11 protein-coding genes are annotated in these 18,035 nt (G+C 75.0%); 9 read left to right on the top strand and 2 right to left on the bottom strand.

Annotated elements, in window-relative coordinates:
• Positions 1–87: 87 nt before the first annotated feature.
• Positions 88–642, bottom strand: a complete 555-nt coding sequence (locus ACWEQL_RS33070) for an Rv3235 family protein (protein ID WP_452154064.1) — start codon at positions 640–642, stop codon at positions 88–90.
• Between the two features lie 286 nt (positions 643–928).
• Here ACWEQL_RS33070 and ACWEQL_RS33065 point away from each other — a divergent pair, with 286 nt between their 5' ends.
• From ACWEQL_RS33065 to ACWEQL_RS33030, 8 genes are all read left to right on the top strand, one after another.
• A complete protein-coding gene (locus ACWEQL_RS33065) occupies positions 929–1,984 on the top strand; it encodes a patatin-like phospholipase family protein (RefSeq protein WP_452154063.1) in 1,056 nt (351 codons plus the stop codon).
• Between the two features lie 111 nt (positions 1,985–2,095).
• Positions 2,096–2,605, top strand: a complete 510-nt coding sequence (locus tag ACWEQL_RS33060) for a DUF6912 family protein (RefSeq protein ID WP_452154062.1) — start codon at positions 2,096–2,098, stop codon at positions 2,603–2,605.
• A gap of 94 nt (positions 2,606–2,699) precedes the next feature.
• Complete coding sequence (locus tag ACWEQL_RS33055; protein WP_452154066.1) at positions 2,700–3,308, top strand: HAD family hydrolase; 609 nt, start codon at positions 2,700–2,702, stop codon at positions 3,306–3,308.
• A gap of 164 nt (positions 3,309–3,472) precedes the next feature.
• Positions 3,473–5,098, top strand: coding sequence for an L-glutamate gamma-semialdehyde dehydrogenase (gene pruA / locus ACWEQL_RS33050; RefSeq protein ID WP_452154065.1), 1,626 nt, complete (start codon positions 3,473–3,475; stop codon positions 5,096–5,098).
• A 348-nt stretch (positions 5,099–5,446) separates the two neighbouring features.
• Entirely contained in the window at positions 5,447–10,396 is a 4,950-nt protein-coding gene (locus ACWEQL_RS33045; RefSeq protein WP_452154061.1) for an NAD-glutamate dehydrogenase, read from the top strand.
• Positions 10,397–10,535: 139 nt separating this feature from the next.
• Positions 10,536–11,165, top strand: a complete 630-nt coding sequence (locus ACWEQL_RS33040) for an RNA polymerase sigma factor (protein ID WP_452154060.1) — start codon at positions 10,536–10,538, stop codon at positions 11,163–11,165.
• Positions 11,162–12,238 carry a CU044_5270 family protein gene (locus tag ACWEQL_RS33035; RefSeq protein WP_452154059.1) on the top strand — a complete coding sequence of 359 codons (1,077 nt, stop codon included), beginning with the start codon at positions 11,162–11,164 and terminating at the stop codon, positions 12,236–12,238. Before ACWEQL_RS33040 ends, ACWEQL_RS33035 begins: the two co-directional genes overlap by 4 nt.
• A 123-nt stretch (positions 12,239–12,361) precedes the next feature.
• Complete coding sequence (locus ACWEQL_RS33030; RefSeq protein WP_452154058.1) at positions 12,362–13,177, top strand: hypothetical protein; 816 nt, start codon at positions 12,362–12,364, stop codon at positions 13,175–13,177.
• A 97-nt stretch (positions 13,178–13,274) separates the two neighbouring features.
• On the opposite strand, the gene ACWEQL_RS33025 is transcribed toward ACWEQL_RS33030, so the two are convergent.
• Positions 13,275–16,103 (bottom strand): FtsK/SpoIIIE domain-containing protein, encoded by a 2,829-nt coding sequence (locus tag ACWEQL_RS33025; protein ID WP_452154057.1) that lies wholly within the window; start codon positions 16,101–16,103, stop codon positions 13,275–13,277.
• Between the two features lie 425 nt (positions 16,104–16,528).
• On the opposite strand from ACWEQL_RS33025, the gene ACWEQL_RS33020 reads away from it, so the two are divergent.
• On the top strand, positions 16,529–18,035 hold a 1,507-nt coding region (locus ACWEQL_RS33020; protein ID WP_452154056.1), incomplete at its 3' end, for a serine/threonine-protein kinase.

The following is an 18,035-nucleotide window of genomic DNA, read 5'->3' as shown; positions in this document are numbered from 1 at the left end:
GCTTCGACGGGGTGCTCTCCTCCTGCGACTACTACCGGCCCGCCGTCGCCCGGGAGGGGGCCGGGACGGGGGCGAGGGCGGCCGGGGTCACCGGGCCTCCACGGCGGCGCACTGCCAGCGCCCGGACCGCGGCTGGAGCTCCAGCCGGAAGGCCACCATGTGGTGCCGTACGCCCAGGTCGACCCGGACGCAGGCCTCCACCGCGTCGCCGGCCGGGGAACGGTCGTGGACCGGGCCCAGCCGGGGCCGGGCGGCGGCTCCGCCCCGGCGCAGCGGCCCGGAGCGGACCAGCGCCGCGAGCTGGCCGTAGCCGTCCAGGGTGGTGTGGCGCTGGAGCTGGCCGCAGGGGCGGACGCCGGTGAGCACCTCGACCAGGCGGTGGGCGAAGCGGGCGGTCAGCTCGGCGCGGGCGAGGGCGGGCCGGGAGGCGGCCTCGCAGACGGCCCGGGGGTGGCGGGGCCGGCGGTCGGCGGCGGCCGTACGGCGGTCGGCGGTCCGGTGTTCGAGGCCGCGCGGTGCGTTGACGAGGGGCTCGGCGAGGGGCTCGGCGCGGTGCCGGACGGCGGCGGCCCGGTGCGGTACGGCCCGGGCGGCGGTGTGCGGTGCGGCGGCGTGCGGGGCGGTGGTGCGGTGCTGCGGCATGGGCGGGTCCCGGTGACTCGGCGGGGCGGACGGGTATGTCGTAGCGGCCTCGCGCGAGGGGCGGCAACGGGGCTGTCGCGGCTCCGGACGATTCACCTATCCGGGTGATCGGGGCCCGGCGTTGAGCGGGACCGCGTGGCCGCGTGGGGCGTGCGGTTGACGGCCGGGGCCGTCCGGGGAGCCCCGAAGGGGGACGGGCCGTTACGCCATTACCGGTGGGTAGTGGAGAGGATCGGGGCTGTACGCGCGACGCCGCGGGCACCGAGGACGACAGGCGGACGGCACGGTGACACAGGTTTCGACGGACGAGGGCAGGACGGCCGCGCCGGCCGGGAGCGGGCCGCGGCGCGGACTGGTGCTGGGCGGCGGAGGGATGCTCGGCGCCGCCTGGACGGTCGGGGCGCTGTGCGCGATCGAGGAGACCACCGGCTGGCAGCCGGGCAGCGCCGAGGTGATCCTCGGGACCTCGGCCGGTTCGATCCTCGGGGCGATGCTGGCCGGAGGCGTACGCGCCCGCCACCTGCGCGACCACCAGCGGGGCCTACCGGTGACCACCGGCCCGCTGGCAGGGGTGGAGTTCGACTACGCCACCGCGGTCGGCGGGGCGCTGCCGCCGCGGCCCCGGGCCGGGATCGGCTCGCCGGGCCTGCTGCGGGACGCCGTCCGGCACCCGCGCGCGTATCCGCTGCTGACCATGGTGTCGGCGGTGGCGCCGCACGGCCGGGGGTCGCTGACCCCGGTCGGCGAGCTGGTGCGCGGGCTGCTGGGCGACGGCTGGCCGGCCCCGACCGGCCTGCGGGTGGTGGCGGTGGACTACCGGGGCGGGCGCCGGGTGGTCTTCGGCGACCCGGAGGCGCCGGCGGCCGGCGCGCCCGAGGCGGTGATGGCCTCCTGCGCGATCCCGGGCTGGTTCACGCCGGTCAGGCTTAACGGCTCGGCGTACGTGGACGGCGGCTGCTGGTCGGCCAGCAACGCCGATCTGATGCTCGACCGGGGCCTGGACGAGGTCTTCGTGCTCGCACCGATGGCGCTGCGCCCGGATCCGCGCGGCCGCGCCGAGCCGGGCCGGGGCACCGCGGCCGCGCTGCGCGAGTGGCGCGCCCGGGACCGTCCGCGCGGGGTGCTGGCGCAGCTGGTGAGCCGGTACCGGCGTGCGGTGTCCCGGCAGCTGATGGCCGAGGCCCGGCTGCTGCGGGCCGCCGGGATCCGGGTGCGGCTGCTCGCGCCGAACCTGGCGGACCTCGCGGTGATGGGCACCAACATGATGGACCCGGCCCGCCGCGGCCCGGTGCTGGAGAGCGCCCAGCGCAGCAGCCGCGCGGCCCTGGAGGGCGTCCTCTGACGGCTGCCGCGGCACCGGCCGGGTGAGCGGGTGATCACGCGGGGCGGGGTCGGCGCTTATTCTTGGGGGCGCTGGAAGCTGTGCCGCTGGACGAACCGGAGAGTGCCACCGATGCGCGTGTACGTGCCCACCACCCTGAACGGCCTGGCGGCGGCGCACCCGGGGGGCGCGCTGGAGCAGACGGCCGCGTACGCCGTCACGCCCGCGCTGCGCGAGTGGTACGAGAGCGACGACCTGGAGGAGCTGGAGTACGCGGCGCTCAACCGGGCCGCGCAGAGCTCGCTGCGGCTGCTGGCCGCCGAGCCGGACGCGCCGCGCCGCCGCGTGGTCGTGGCGCTGGACGTCGCGGACTCCGCGGTGCGCCCGTTCGACGGCGACGAGTACCGCAGCCAGGCCACCCTGGGCCGGGTCGAGCTGGCCGGCCCGGTGCGCCTCGCGAAGGCGGCGGCGGTGCACGCGGACGTCGCCGACCAGGAGGTCGTCGAGGACATCGCGGCGGCGGTCGAGGCCGTCGGGGCGGCCGACGCCGGCGACCAGGACGCCCAGTTCACCGTGGACGGCGCGGAGGACCACGACCTGCTCTGGTACGCCACCCAGGAGATCCCCGGCCTGCTGGCCTGACGACCCGGCTTCCGCGTCGCCGCCGGTCGGGGTTACCGTTCCTGACGTGCGTACTCACATCGTCTGGGACTGGAACGGAACGCTCTTCCACGACATGGAGGCGGTGCTCGGGGCGAGCAACGCCGCCTTCGCGACCATCGGCGTCGGCCCGATGTCGTTGCAGGAGTACCGCGAGCAGTACGAGATCCCGATCCCGCGCTTCTACGAGCGGCTGCTCGGCCGCAGCCCCAGCGAGGCCGAGTGGCTGCTGCTGGACGACGCCTTCCACGACCGGTACCGCGAGCTGAGCGTGGCCTGCGGGCTGACCGAGGGCGTCCCGGCCCTGCTGCGCGGCTGGGAGGACGCCGGGCACAGCCAGTCGCTGCTGTCGATGTACGAGCACGACCGGCTGCTGCCGATGGTGGACGCCTTCGGGCTGACCCCGCGCTTCCTGCGGGTGGACGGCCGCAGCGGCCCGTCCGGCGGTCAGAAGGCCGGCCACCTGGTCCGGCACCTGGCGGCCCTCGGCGAGCGCGTCGACCCGGCCCGCACGGTGCTGATCGGGGACGCCGCGGACGACGCGCTGGCCGCGCTGAGCGCGGGCGCGCACGCGGTGCTGTACACCGGCGGCTCGCACACCCGGCAGAAGCTGGAGCCGGTCGGGGTGCCGGTGGTGGACAGCCTGGCGGAGGCGGTCGAGCTGGCCGGGCAACTGGTCGGCTGACAGGCCGACCGGCTGTGGCCGAGTGGCCGGGCGGGGCCGCGGGTGGCGTGCGCCACGCCGACGGGGGCGTGTCAGAGCGGGCGAACCGGCCCGGGGCTCGTCAGTCTGGATTGACGCCGGCCGGCCGGGCCGGCCGAGCCCCCGGAGCAGGAGCCGTCATGCCCATCGACGCCGTCACCCAGGTCCCGACGCCGAGCAACGAGCCGGTGCTGGCCTACGCGCCCGGGAGCCCGGAGCGGGAGCGGCTGGTGCGCAGGCTGGACGAGCTGGCCGCCGAGCAGGTCCCGCTGCCGATGACCATCGCCGGCGAGCAGCGGTTCGGCGCGGGTGAGCGGATCGACGTCGTCCAGCCGCACCACCACGCGGCCAAGCTGGGTGTGCTCGGCAACGCCACCCGGGAGGACGCCCGGCTCGCGGTGGACGCGGCGCTGGCGGCCGGGCGGGAGTGGCGCTCGCTCTCCTTCGACGACCGGGCGGCGGTGTTCCTGCGGGCGGCCGACCTGCTGGCCGGGCCGTGGCGGGAGACGCTCAACGCGGCGACCATGCTCGGGCAGTCCAAGACCGCGCAGCAGGCCGAGATCGACTCCGCCTGCGAGCTCATCGACTTCTGGCGCTTCAACGTCGACTTCGCCCGGCGGATCCTGGCCGAGCAGCCCGCCTCCTCGCCCGGGGTGTGGAACCGCACCGACCACCGGCCGCTGGAGGGCTTCGTCTACGCGGTCACCCCGTTCAACTTCACCGCGATCGCCGGCAACCTGCCGACCGCGCCCGCGCTGATGGGCAACACCGTGGTCTGGAAGCCCGCCCCCACCCAGACCCTCGCCGCCCACCACCTGATGCGGCTGCTGGAGGCCGCCGGACTGCCCCCCGGCGTGATCAACATGGTCACCGGGGACGGCCTCCAGGTCTCCCAGGTGGCGCTCGCCGACCCCGCCCTCGCCGGGCTGCACTTCACCGGCTCCACCGCCACCTTCCGCACGCTCTGGCAGGGCGTCGCCGCCAACCTGGGCGCCTACCGCGGCTACCCGAGGATCGTCGGCGAGACCGGCGGCAAGGACTTCCTGCTCGCCCACCGCTCGGCCGACCCGGACGTCCTGCGCACCGCGCTGATCCGCGGCGCCTTCGAGTACCAGGGCCAGAAGTGCTCGGCGCTCTCCCGCGCCTACCTGCCGCGCAGCGTCTGGCAGCGGATCAAGGACGACCTCCTGGCCGAGGTGGACGCGCTGCCGGTCGGCGACGTGACGGACCTGTCCAACTTCATGGGCGCCCTGATCGACCGCCGCGCCTTCGAGAAGAACCGCGACGCGATCGAACGCGCCAAGGCCGACCCGACCGTCGAGCTGGCGGCCGGCGGCCAGTACGACGACGCGATCGGCTGGTTCGTCCGCCCGACCGTGCTGGTCTCCTCCGACCACCGCAACGAGATGTTCCGCACCGAGTACTTCGGCCCGATCCTCGCCGTCCACGTCTACGAGGACGCCCGCTGGGACGACGTGCTGCGCCGGGTCGACTCGGGGGCGCCGTACGGGCTCACCGGCGCGGTGGTCGCCACCGACCGGCGGGCCATCGCCCAGGCGCTGGAGGAGCTGCGCTTCGCGGCGGGCAACTTCTACATCAACGACAAGCCGACCGGCGCGGTGGTCGGCCAGCAGCCCTTCGGCGGCGGCCGGGCCTCGGGGACCAACGACAAGGCCGGCGCGGCGCAGAACCTGCTGCGCTGGACCTCGGCCCGGTCGATCAAGGAGACCTTCGTCCCGCCGACCGACCACCGTCACCCGCACATGGGGTGAGCGCGACCACCGTCACCCGCACATGGGGTGAGCGCCCGACCGCCCGGCGTACCTGAGCTGTCGGCGAACATGACTCACCGGTTTGGACAAGGTGTCCAGGACGGCCCGATCTTCCTGCACCTTTGCGCCTCCCTGTCCCCTGACACCTTCGTTTCCTCCCGTTAGGCTGGCTGGCGTCGTCGGGTGGCTCCGCAGGCAGAACGACTCGTTCTACCCACTGCCGAGGTCTTTCATGCGTGCCATGGAAGCCTTTCGGTCGGGCATTGCGGGAGGATTGCGGGAGACCCGGCGGTGCACATCCACACACCACCGAGTCACGCAACGGCGCGCGACAGGAGCCAAACAGCCATGCAGACCAAGCTGGACGCAGCCAAGGCAGAACTGCTCAAGAAGGCAGCAGCGGCAGCTGAGAACAGCCAGGTGGGGGGAGCGGCGCCGGGTGAGGGGCTGAGCAACGGCGCTCTCGCCGCGTACCTGCACCACTACTACCTCCACACCGCGCCCGAGGACCTGGTCCACCGCGACCCGATCGACGTGTACGGCGCGGCGGCCTCCCACTACCGGCTCGGCCTCAAGCGCCCCCAGGGCACCGCCGAGGTCCGCGTGTACACCCCGTCGGTGGAGGAGAACGGCTGGTCCTGCGGCCACACCGTGGTCGAGGTCGTCACCGACGACATGCCGTTCCTGGTCGACTCGGTCACCAACGAGCTGTCCCGCCAGGACCGCGCGATCCACATCGTGATCCACCCCCAGCTGGTCGTCCGCCGCGACCTCACCGGCAAGCTGCTGGAGATCCTGGACTTCGACGCCTGCGCCCGCAGCCAGGCCGCCGGCGCCGAGTGGCCCGCCGACGCCACGGTCGAGTCGTGGATGCACATCGAGATCGACCGCGAGACCGACCGCGAGGACCTGCGCTCCATCGAGGCCAACCTGCGCCGCGTGCTCGGCGACGTCCGCGAGGTCGTCGAGGACTGGGGCAAGATGCGCGACTGCGCGCTGCGCCTGGCCGACGAGCTCGCCGAGCAGCCGCCCGCCGAGCTGCCCGAGCAGGAGGTCGGCGAGGCCTGGGAGCTGATGCGCTGGCTCGCCGACGACCACTTCACCTTCCTCGGCTACCGCGAGTACGACCTGATCGAGCACGAGGGCGAGGAGGTGCTCAAGGCGGTCGCCGGCACCGGCCTCGGCATCCTGCGCTCCGACCCGATCAGCCACGACGAGCGGCACCACTCGGTCAGCGAGGCCTTCGGCCGGCTCTCCGCCCCGGTGCGCGCCAAGGCCCACGAGAAGAAGCTGCTCGTCCTCACCAAGGCCAACAGCCGGGCCACCGTGCACCGCCCCGCCTACCTCGACTACGTCGGCGTGAAGCGCTTCGACGCCAACGGCGAGGTCGTCGGCGAGCGCCGCTTCCTCGGCCTGTTCTCCGCCGCCGCGTACACCGAGTCGGTCAACCGCATCCCGGTGGTGCGCCGCAAGGTCCAGGACGTCATCGCCCAGTCCGGCTTCTCCACCGAGAGCCACGACGGCCGCGACCTGCTCCAGATCCTGGAGACCTTCCCCCGGGACGAGATCTTCCAGACCCCCGCCGACGAGCTGCTGCAGATCGCCACCAGCGTGCTCTACCTCCAGGAACGCCGCCGGCTGCGGCTCTTCCTGCGCCAGGACGAGTACGGGCGCTACTTCTCGGCGCTGGTCTACCTGCCGCGCGACCGCTACACCACCCGCATCCGGCTGCGCCTGATGGACATCCTGATGCAGGAGCTCAACGGCGCCTCCATCGACTACACGGTGTGGTCCACCGAGTCCGTCCTGACCCGACTGCACTTCGTCGTCCGCGTCACCCCCGGCAGCGAGCTGCCGCACCTGACCGACGCCGAGGTCGAGCGGATCGAGGCCAAGCTCGCCGAGGCCGCCCGCTTCTGGATGGACGGCTTCAACGACCAGCTGCACCTGGAGCTGGGCGAGGAGAAGGCCGCCGAGCTCTCCCGCAAGTACGCCAACGCCTTCCCCGACGGCTACCGCGCCGACTTCACCGCGCGCACCGCCGTCGCCGACCTCAAGCAGATCGAGTCGCTGCACGGCGAGGGCGACTTCCGCCTGAACCTGTACCAGCCGGTCGGCGCGGGCGACGACGAGCGCCGCTTCAAGATCTACCGGGTCGGCGGCCCGATCTCCCTCACCGAGGTCCTGCCGGTCCTCCAGCGCCTGGGCGTCGAGGTGCTCGACGAGCACCCGTACGCGCTGACCCGCTCGGACCACACCACCGCGTGGGTGTACGACTTCGGCCTGCGGCTGCGCGAGGCGATCGAGCTCACCGACGAGGCCCGCGAGCGCTTCCAGGAGACCTTCGCCGCCACCTGGATGGGCAAGGCCGAGAACGACGGCTTCAACGAGCTGGTCCTGACCTGCGGGCTGACCTGGCGCCAGGCCATGATGCTGCGCGCCTACGCCAAGTACCTGCGCCAGGCGGGCTCCACGTTCTCCCAGGACTACATGGAGGACGCGCTCCGCAACAACACCCACACCACCCGCCTGCTGGTGAACCTCTTCGAGGCCCGGCTCAGTCCCAGCCACCAGCTGGGCGCCGCCGAGCTGACCGAGGGCATCCTGGAGGAGCTGGACGGCGCCCTCGACGAGGTCGTCTCGCTGGACGAGGACCGCATCCTGCGCTCCTTCCTGCACCTCATCAAGGCCACCCTGCGCACCAACTTCTTCCAGCACGCGGGCGACAGCGGCGAGTGGCACTCCTACGTGTCGATGAAGTTCGACCCGAAGGTCATCCCGGACCTTCCGGCCCCGCGTCCGGCGTTCGAGATCTGGGTGTACTCGCCGCAGGTCGAGGGCGTCCACCTGCGCTTCGGCAAGGTCGCCCGGGGCGGTCTGCGCTGGTCCGACCGCCGCGAGGACTTCCGCACCGAGATCCTGGGCCTGGTCAAGGCGCAGATGGTCAAGAACACCGTCATCGTCCCGGTCGGCGCCAAGGGCGGCTTCGTCGCCAAGCAGCTGCCGGACCCGTCGGTGGACCGCGACGCCTGGCTGGCCGAGGGCGTCGCCTCGTACAAGACCTTCATCTCGGCGCTGCTCGACATCACCGACAACCTGGTCGGCGGCGAGGTCGTCCACCCGGCCGACGTGGTCCGCCACGACGAGGACGACACCTACCTGGTCGTCGCCGCCGACAAGGGCACCGCGACCTTCTCGGACATCGCCAACGGCGTCGCCGAGTCGTACGGCTTCTGGCTGGGCGACGCGTTCGCCTCCGGCGGCTCGGCCGGCTACGACCACAAGGGCATGGGCATCACCGCCCGCGGCGCCTGGGAGTCGGTCAAGCGCAACTTCCGCGAGCTCGGTGTCGACACCCAGGCCGAGGACTTCACGGTCATCGGCATCGGCGACATGTCCGGCGACGTCTTCGGCAACGGCATGCTGCTCAGCGAGCACATCCGCCTGGTCGCCGCCTTCGACCACCGCCACATCTTCCTCGACCCGAACCCGGACGCGGCCGTCTCGTACGCCGAGCGCCGCCGGCTGTTCGACCTGCCCCGCAGCTCCTGGGACGACTACGACAAGTCGCTGATCTCCGCGGGCGGCGGCGTCTTCCCGCGCAGCGCCAAGTCGATCCAGCTGACCCCGCAGGTCCGCTCCGTCCTCGGCATCGAGGCGGCCCGGCTCACCCCGGCCGAGCTGATGAAGGCGATCCTGCAGGCGCCCGTCGACCTGTTCTGGAACGGCGGCATCGGCACCTACATCAAGGCGAGCACCGAGACCAACGCCGAGGTCGGCGACAAGGCCAACGACGCCATCCGCGTCAACGGCGCCCAGGTCCGCGCCCGGGTCATCGGCGAGGGCGGCAACCTCGGCTGCACCCAGCTCGGTCGGATCGAGTACGCGAGCACCGGGGGCCCCGAGGCCGCCGGCGGCTGGATCAACACCGACGCCATCGACAACTCGGCCGGTGTGGACACCTCGGACCACGAGGTCAACATCAAGATCCTGCTCAACCAGGTCGTCGCCGAGGGCGACATGACGGTCAAGCAGCGCAACAAGCTGCTCGCCGAGATGACCGACGAGGTCGGCCGCCTGGTGCTGCGCAACAACTACGCGCAGAACGTGGTGCTGGCCAACGCGGTCGCGCAGGCGCTCAGCATGGTCAACGTCCACTCCCGGATGATCAACCGTCTGGAGGCCGGCGGGCAGCTCGACCGGGCCCTGGAGTTCCTCCCGACCGAGCGCCAGATCCGCGAGCGCCAGCAGAACGGCCGCGGCCTCTCGCAGCCCGAGATGTCCGTGCTCCTCGCGTACACGAAGATCACCCTGGCCGACGAGCTGCTCGGCACCGAGCTGCCCGACGACCCGTTCTTCCGCACCGCGCTGCACGAGTACTTCCCGAGCGCGCTGCGGGCGAAGTTCGCCGAGGCGATCGACAACCACCCGCTGCGCCGCGAGATCATCACCACCCTGATCGTCAACGACACGATCAACCAGGGCGGTTGCACCTTCGCCTTCCGGCTGAAGGAGGAGACCGGCGCCACCTACGAGGAGATCGCGCGGACGCACACCGCGGCGCGCGCCGTCTTCGGCCTGCAGGACATCTGGGGCGACATCGTCGGCCTGGACAACCAGGTCCCGGCCCGGGCCCAGACCAAGATGCGTCTGCACTCGCGCCGGCTCGTCGAGCGCGCCACCCGGTGGATGCTCAACAACCGCCGCCAGCCGCTGGACATCGCGGGCACCATCGAGTTCTTCCACGACCGGGTCCACCAGGTCTGGGGCTCGCTGCCCAAGCCGCTGCGCGGCGAGGACCTCGTCTGGTTCGAGTCGGTGTACGAGGAGCTGGCGGGCGCCGGCGTGCCGGACGAGCTGGCCACCCGGATCGCGGGCCTGTCCTCGACCTTCCCGACCCTCGACATCACCGAGGTCGCGGACCGGTCGGGCAAGGACGTCGCGGACGTCGCCGAGCTCTACTACGACCTCGCCGACCGCCTCCAGATCACCCACCTGCTCGACCGCATCATCGAGCTGCCCCGGACGGACCGCTGGTCCTCCATGGCGCGTGCGGCGATCCGCGAGGACCTGTTCGCGGCCCACGCGGCGCTGACGGCCGACATCCTGGCCTGCGGCCCCGACGGCGCCTCCCCCGAGGAGCGCTACACCGCCTGGGCCGAGCTCAACGCGACGCTGCTGAACCGGGCCAAGAGCACCCTCGACGACATAAGGGGTTCGGACAACTACGAGCTGTCCAGCCTCTCGGTCGCGATGCGCGTCATCCGCACCCTGCTGCGCACGGGTTCGATGCGCTGACCCGGCCGGACCGTCACGGGCGGGGCCCGCGTCCTCAAGGACGCGGGCCCCGCCCGCTTTTCGTCGTGGTTCTCTTGGGCGTGGCGGACACGCCCTCGCCGCGGAGGGAACCCGGGGGCGCCGGCGGACAGGTACGGGCGTGGAACTGTCATTGCGGGCCCGGTTGCGGGCGGGGGACCAGAGGGCGTTCGGCGAGCTGTTCGACGAACACGCCCAGGACCTGTACCGGTACGCCGTGCGGGTCTCCGGGGACTGGGCGGTGGGCGAGGACGTCGTCCAGCTGACCTTCCTGGAGGCCTGGCGGCTGCGCGGGAAGCTGCGGGAGGAGGGGGAGAGCGTACGGCCCTGGCTGTTCGGCATCGCGGCCAACGTGCTGCGCAACACCGCGCGGGCCGCGCGGCGGCACCGGGCGGCGATGGAACGGATGCCGGCCCGGGAGGTGGTGCCGGACTTCGCCGACGAGCTGGTCGGCAGGCTCGACGACAGCGCGCAACTGGCCGCCGCCCACCGGGCACTGGCCAGGCTGCGCAAGGCCGAGCGGGACGTGTTCACGCTCTGCGTCTGGGCCGGGCTCGACTACGCCGGGGCGGCCCAGGCCCTCGGGGTGCCGGTCGGCACGGTGCGCTCGCGGCTCTCGCGGGCCCGTACCCGGCTGCGCAGGCTCGCCGAGGAGGAACTGCGCGGCGGTGCGGAACCGGCCGCGGACAGCGGACAGGTACGGGGTGACCGCGCTGACGCGGTCCGGTCGACGCGGGAGACGAACCGATGACGCACCACCACGACGAGCACGCGGAGCTGGGCCGGCTGCTGCCCGCACCGGCCCGGCCGCGGCTCTCCGCCGACCGCCACCAGCTGTTGAGGGGACACCTGATGAGCGAGATCAACACCGAGCACGCCACCACCACCGCGCCGGTACGGCGCCACCGCAGCCTCCTCGGCCGGGTGGCCCTGCCCGCCCTGGTCGGCGGCCTGGCGCTGACCCTGGTGCTGACCGCCGGCGGCGGCGAGGGCACCTCCACCCCCCGGCCGGGCGCGGCCGGCGCGCCCGCGAGCACGGCGCAGCTCGACGCGGCGCCCGTCGGCGCCGTCCGGCTGCTCAACCAGGCCGCCGACGCCGCCGAGCACCGGGCGCCGGTGGAGGTGAAGCCCGGCCAGTTCGTCTACGTGAAGTCGGTCGGCGGCTTCGCCGGGGTGAACCTGGCCACCGGTGAGGTGGACAAGGCGCGGATCCACACCCGGGAGATCTGGCTCTCGGCCGACGGCAGCCAGTGGGGCGTGCTGCTGGAGGAGGGCGCCGCCAAGGGCGGGGACAAGGCCGGGGCGGGTGGGAAGGGCCCGCGGCCCGGGGAGCCCGCACCGCGCCAGGACGGCGGCCTCTGGCTGGAGCCCGCCGGCAGCGGGTCGGCGCACCCCGGCTCGTACGGCTACGCGGCCGCTCTGCCCACCGACCCGGACGCGCTGCTGAAGAAGATCAAGAAGGACCGGGAGGGCCAGGGCCGCAACCCCGATCAGGAGGCCTTCGTGACGATCGGCGACATCCTGCGCGAGCAGATCGTCCCGCCGGCCGTCAGCGCCGCGCTCCACCGGGCGGCGGCGAGGATCCCCGGCGTCGAGCTGGTCCCGGAGGCCGTGGACGCCGCCGGCCGGCGCGGCGTCGCGGTGGCGCGGACCGAGCCGGACGGCACCCGGACCGAATGGATCTTCGACGGGAGCAGCTACGACTACCTGGGCGAGCGCATCGTGCTGACCAAGGACGGCGAGCTCGGCAAGGCGGGCGACGTGGCAGGTCAGACCGCCGTCCTGGCCCGCGGGGCCACCGACCGGGCGGGCGTGCGGCCGTAGTGCCCCGGGCCGCGGGGCCGGTGGTCCCGCGGCCCGGTGAGCGATTGTGGATCTTGCGGATGCCCTCGGTACGGTGGTCCACGAACCGAGGGGGATCTTGTGAAGAGGATGCGCGGCACGCGCGTGGCCGGGACCGTACTGACCGTGGCGCTGGTCGCCGCGGGCGCGGCGGCCTGCGAGGACGACAAGGGCGGCAAGGCCGCCGACGCGAAGCCGGGCGGGAGCGGCGCGGCCGCGGCGCCCACCGCGGGCAAGACGCCGGACGTGTTCGGCGTGGCCGGCTACCGGGGGCTCACCCCGGGCATGGCCAAGGAGGCGGCGCTGGCCGCCGGCGCGCTGGAGACGGCCCCGGTGTCGGCGCTGTACGGCTGCGCCGACTTCACCTTCAAGGGCGGCCCGGCGCCGGACGCCGCCCGGATGGCCACCGAGGCGGCCGCCCAGACCAAGGCGAACGAGGCCAACGCCAAGGCCGACGCGGCGCAGCAGAAGCCCGCCGCCGACCTGCCCCCGCTGCCGCCGAACGCCTCCGCCAAGCAGGCCAAGGAGTTCGCCGAGAAGGCCGCCGCGTCCGCCGCCGAGTCGGCCGCCGACGCCAAGCTGATCGCGGAGGCCACCCAGGCCTCCGTCGAGCTGATGGTGCTGCGCGAGGCCCGCGACAAGGCGTACCTGGCCGCCGGCCGGGCCTCCTTCGGCAAGGACGGCCTGCGCGAGCTCGCCGCCCCGGCCGACGCCCGCACCGCCGAGGGCATCGGCGCCGGCTCCGCCCTGGAGCAGCTCAAGGCCGCGTACGGCGCCAAGGGCCTGGAGCCCGTCGGCACGAGCGGCGCGTACTACCGGGCCCCGGTCGAGGCCAAGGCCGGCTGGCAGTACGAGTTCCACGTGGAGGCCGGCAAGGTGGCGGGTATGAGCCTGATCGACTCCGCGTCGAAGTGCGTCTGAGCCCGGCGCACGGCTGACCGGCGGGCCCGCGTCCTCGGACGCGGGCCCGCCGTCGTGTGCGGCCGCCCGGGGCCGGGGCGCCGAGCGGCCCCGGGGGTCAGCGGCCGGCGGCGCGGCGCAGGGCGCTGGCGAGGAGGGCGAGGTCGGTGGGGCCGTTGCCGAGCTCGCGGACGGGCCGGCGCGGGGGCGGGGCGCCGAGCTGGAGGGGGTCTATCGCGACGACGGTGGGACGCAGGGTGGCCGTACGCGGGATCCGGCCGCTGATCCGGGCGGCCTGGAAGGCGCAGACGCCGCCGTCGGGGAGCCGGAGGTAGCCGCGGCCGGGGGTGGTGTCGGGCAGGGCGGCGGCGTCGCCGAGGTGGATCAGCAGGTCGGAGTCGGCCGGGTCCTCGGTGCGCAGGGCGATGCGGAGCAGGGCGGCCTCGTCGACCTCGGTGCCGGCGCTGTCCTCGGGGCGGCCGGTGGCGACGGCCAGGTGGACGCCGAGCGGCCCGCCGCGGCGGGCGACGGCGGCCAGCGCGCGGGCGAGCGGCCGCCCGGCCGGGGAGGTGGGGGCGAGCAGGGCGTCGTAGTCGTCCACCACGACGACCAGCCGGGCGGGGACCGCGGACGGCGCCGGGGCCGGAGCGGTCATCGGGCCGCGCGGCTGGACCACCCGGGGCACCGCGGGTACGGCCGGGGCGCCGACGGTGGCCGGGACCGGGACGTCCTCGGTGGCCGTGCCCCGCTCGCCGTCCAGGATCCGGGCGGCGTGCCAGGAGGCGAAGTCCAGGCCGTCGAACAGCCGCTCGCGCAGGGCGAGTTCGTCCTCCAGGGACTCCGCGGCGAGCAGCGCCGCGCGCGGGTCGGCGGCGGCGTTGACGTGCCCGGTGACGTGCGGCAGGTCGGTGCAGCCGTGGAGTCCGGCCTCGCCCTCCACCGCGCGGCCCTCGACGAGGGTGACGGCCAGCCGCTCGGGCCGTTCGGAGACCGCGAGCGAGGCGACCAGGGTGCGCAGCAGCTCGGTCTTGCCGGAGCCGCGGGCCCCGCCGATCAGCAGGTGGGGGCCGCCCGGGTCGGGGGAGGGCAGGGCGAGTTCGGGGTCGGCGAGGTCCAGGACGCACAGCTCGTCGCGGGTGGTGCCGAGCAGGGCGGTGGCCGCGCCGATGCCGCCGGCGTGGGCGTCCCAGCGGGCGGAGAGCTTGGCGGGGGTGACGGTGTCGAGCTGGAGGAGGTCCAGCAGGCGCAGCGCGTCCGGCAGCGGGCCGCGGGCGGCCGGGGTGGCCTCGCGCAGCGGGGCGAGCAGCCGGGCGAGGCGCTCGGCCCAGGCGTCGGAGACGGCGTCCAGGGAGACCTCGTGGACGCTCTCCCGGCCGCGGGCGACGGGCCGGTCGACGGAGAGCTGGGTGCCGACCTCGCCGGTGATCAGGGCGGTGGCGCCGAGGCCGCGGGGGAGCAGCTCGGGCTGCTCGGCGAGGCAGAGCGGGAAGATCCCGACCGCGGGGCCCTGGCGCAGCAGCAGGTCCAGGGCCTGCCGGGCGGCCTCGGTACCGGGGCGGCCGTCGACCACGACCACGGTGGCGGGGTGGCCGCCGGTGCCGACCGGGCCGCTGAGCCGGGCGGTCAGCTCGGTGAGCCGGGCGAGGGCCTGGTCGTCGTCCAGGCCGAGCAGCAGACGGCAGTCCTGGCCGTGCTCGGGGCGCAGGTGGGGCAGCCACAGGGCCCAGGCCCAGGTGTCGGCGCGCTGCTGGGGGTCGCGGGCCTGGTCGGCGTCGACGACGACCAGGCTGAGGCCGGTCGGCGGGTGGAGGGCGGCGAGCTGGGCGACCACGGCGCGGGTGAGGGCGTCCAGGCGCTCGCGCGGGCCGCTGAGGCCGAGGCTGCCGGCGGTCTGCAGGTCGAGGGTGACCGGGACGGCGGGCAGCACCGTGCCGGGCGCGGTACCGGGGCCGGCCGGCCTGTCGGCGGTGCCCAGGCGCAGGGTGAGCGCGTCGGGGTGGCCGGGGCCGCGCTCCCAGAGCCGGGGGCCGGGGCCGAGGGCGTTGAGCAGCAGGCTGGCGGGGTCGGGCCAGCGTTCGCGCTGGACGGCGGCCTGCCGGCCGCGGACGGCGGCGTGCCGGCGCTCGGCGCTCTCCTGCTCGGCCTGCGGGTCGGCGACGCCCCGGCCGAGGCGCAGCGAGAGCAGGCCGCGGGGGCGGCCGGCGGGGGGCTCGGCGGTGGGCGGCGGCTCGACGGCGGCCTGCGGCGGCCGGGCGGGGGCGGGGGCGGCGAGCTGGAGGTGGCCGTGGCCGTCGGGCAGGGCCGGGCGGGCGGGCGGCCCGGAGCCGTCCGCCGGGTCGGGCACGGTGACCTGGAGGGTGGACTCGCCGATCCGCAGCAGGGCGCCCTCGTCGAGCGGGACGGCCTCCTCGGGCGGTCCGGGCGGGACGAAGCGTCCGTCGACCGTGGTGCCGTTGGTGGAGCCGAGGTCGCGGACGGTGACCCGGCCGTCCTCGGCGAGGTGGAGGGCGAGGTGGAGCCGGGAGACGTCGGGGTCGTCGAGCGGGACGTCGGCCTCGCCGGAGCGGCCGATCCGGATCTCCCGCCCGTGCAGCCGGTGCACCCCGCCGGCGTCCGGGCCGCCGACGACGCGCAGCTCGGCGGCGGCGCCCTCGTCGTCGGCGCCGTCCGCGGTGGGGTCGGGCTCGTTGAGGCTCAGTACGGCGCCGTCGAGCAGCGGGGGGTGGCCGAGCAGGGTGTGTTCGTCCACCCGGTGCGCCCCGGCGTACAGGTGCACGTGGGTGGCGGCGCGCGGGCCGCGCACGCCCACGGCGCCGGCCAGGGCGCCCGCGAGGGAGCCCAGGGCGGTGCCGACCGGCGCGGTGACCAGCACGTCGACGTACGGGATGGCGGAGCCGGCGGCGGCCGGGCCGCTGCGCGGTCGGAGGACGGTCAGCCGGATCTGCATCTCGCCCGCGGTCCCTTCTGCTGATGCTGACGTGCTGGTCCTGACATGCCTGGTGCCGGGTGCCCGCGGCTGACGCCGCGTGCCGGCGGCCCTGCGCCGCCCGGGTGACGGCGTTGGGCCACAAGAGTGGCGAGTGTCATCCTGCCATCCGTCACGGACAGTCCGCGCACGGTACCGGATTTGACGATCTTGCGATCATCGCCATGGTGGGGTCGACGGAGGGTCAGGTCAACCGACCCTCCCCGCGCAGGTCCCGCCGCCTCCGGGACCCTCCCCGGGGGATCCCCCGGAACCCGCGCGAACGCGTCGCCGGGCACCTCAAAAACCTGAACGGACACCGTTAGAGTGGCCGGAAACACGGGCCCGGCAGGCCACCGCACCGGCGGAGGATCGCCCGGCGGGCGGCACGGCGAGGAGTGCGACAGGTGCGGCCAGTCGGCAGCAAGTATCTGCTTGAGGAGACCCTCGGACGGGGCGCCACCGGCACCGTCTGGCGCGGACGGGTGCGCGGGGACGTCATGGTGCCCGGCAGCGAGCCGGGCCAGGCGGTCGCGATCAAGGTGCTGCGCGAGGAGCTCGCCGCCGACCCGGACATCGTGATGCGCTTCCTGCGGGAGCGCTCGGTGCTGGTGCGGCTCACCCACCCCAACATCGTCCGGGTCCGCGACCTGGTCGTGGAGGGCGAGCTGCTGGCCCTGGTGATGGACCTGATCGACGGCCCCGACCTGGCCCGCCACCTGCGCGGCAACGGTCCGTTCAGCCCGGTCGCCGGCGCCCTGCTGATGGCCCAGGTGGCCGACGCGCTGGCGGCCAGCCACGCGGACGGCATCGTCCACCGCGACCTCAAGCCGGCCAACGTGATCCTCGCGACCACCGTGGTGGACGGTGCCGAGCGGATGCACCCGATGCTCACCGACTTCGGCATCGCCCGGCTCGCCGACTCCCCGGGCATCACCCGCGCCCACGAGTTCGTCGGCACCCCCGCGTACGTGGCGCCGGAGTCCGCCGAGGGCCGCCCGCAGACCTCCGCGGTGGACGTCTACGGCGCCGGGATCATGCTGTACGAGCTGGTCACCGGCCGCCAGCCGTTCCAGGGCGACGGGCCGCTGGCCGTCCTCCAGGCGCACCTGGCGCAGGAGCCGCAGCGGCCGACCAGCCTGCCCGAGCCGCTGTGGACGGTCATCGAGCGCTGCCTGCGCAAGGACCCCTCGCAGCGCCCGAGCGCCGTCTCGCTGGCCCGCGGGCTGCGCGTGGTCGCGGCCGGGATCGGCGTGCACTCCTCGCCGCCCGCCGTGGAGGCCGCGCTCGCGGTCGGCGCGCTGCTGGTGCCGGACCCGCAGCCGGCCGCCGTACCGGGCGGGGCGGCCGCCGGCGCCGCCTCCGGGGCCGAGGACCGCACCCAGGTGCTGCCCGCCGGCCAGCAGCCCCCGGCCCCGCCGTACGACCCGGCCGGCGCCCCGCAGTACGACCCGGCGGCGGCCACCCGGATGATGGGCACCCAGCCCCCCGCGGGCGCGCCCGGCGCCGAGGACCGCACCCAGGTGCTCCCGCCCGGCGGCTTCGGCGCGGCCGACCGCACCCGGGTGATGCCCGCCGGAGCGGCGGGCCCCGGCGGGCCGGGCGCCCCCGGTGCCCCGGCCGGGCCGCCGCCGCCCGAGGCGCCGCACCCGTGGCAGACCCAGCTGCGGGCCGCCCGCGACCGCAACCAGCAGACCGAGATCGGCTACTTCGACCAGGAGGAGCTGCAGACCCCGCAGGTCGCCCCGCCGCCGTACCAGGCCCGGGGCGGCGCCCCGCAGGGCTACCGGCCGCCGCAGCCCCCGCCCGGCCACCAGCAGCCCGGCCACCAGCCGCCGCCGGGCCACCAGCCCCCGCCCGGCTACGCCCAGCGCCCGCCGGTCGCCCCGCCGCCGTACCAGGCGACGCCGCCCG

The organism is Kitasatospora sp. NPDC004240 (genome assembly GCF_053603215.1).
This window is presented reverse-complemented; position numbering and strand designations above follow the sequence as displayed.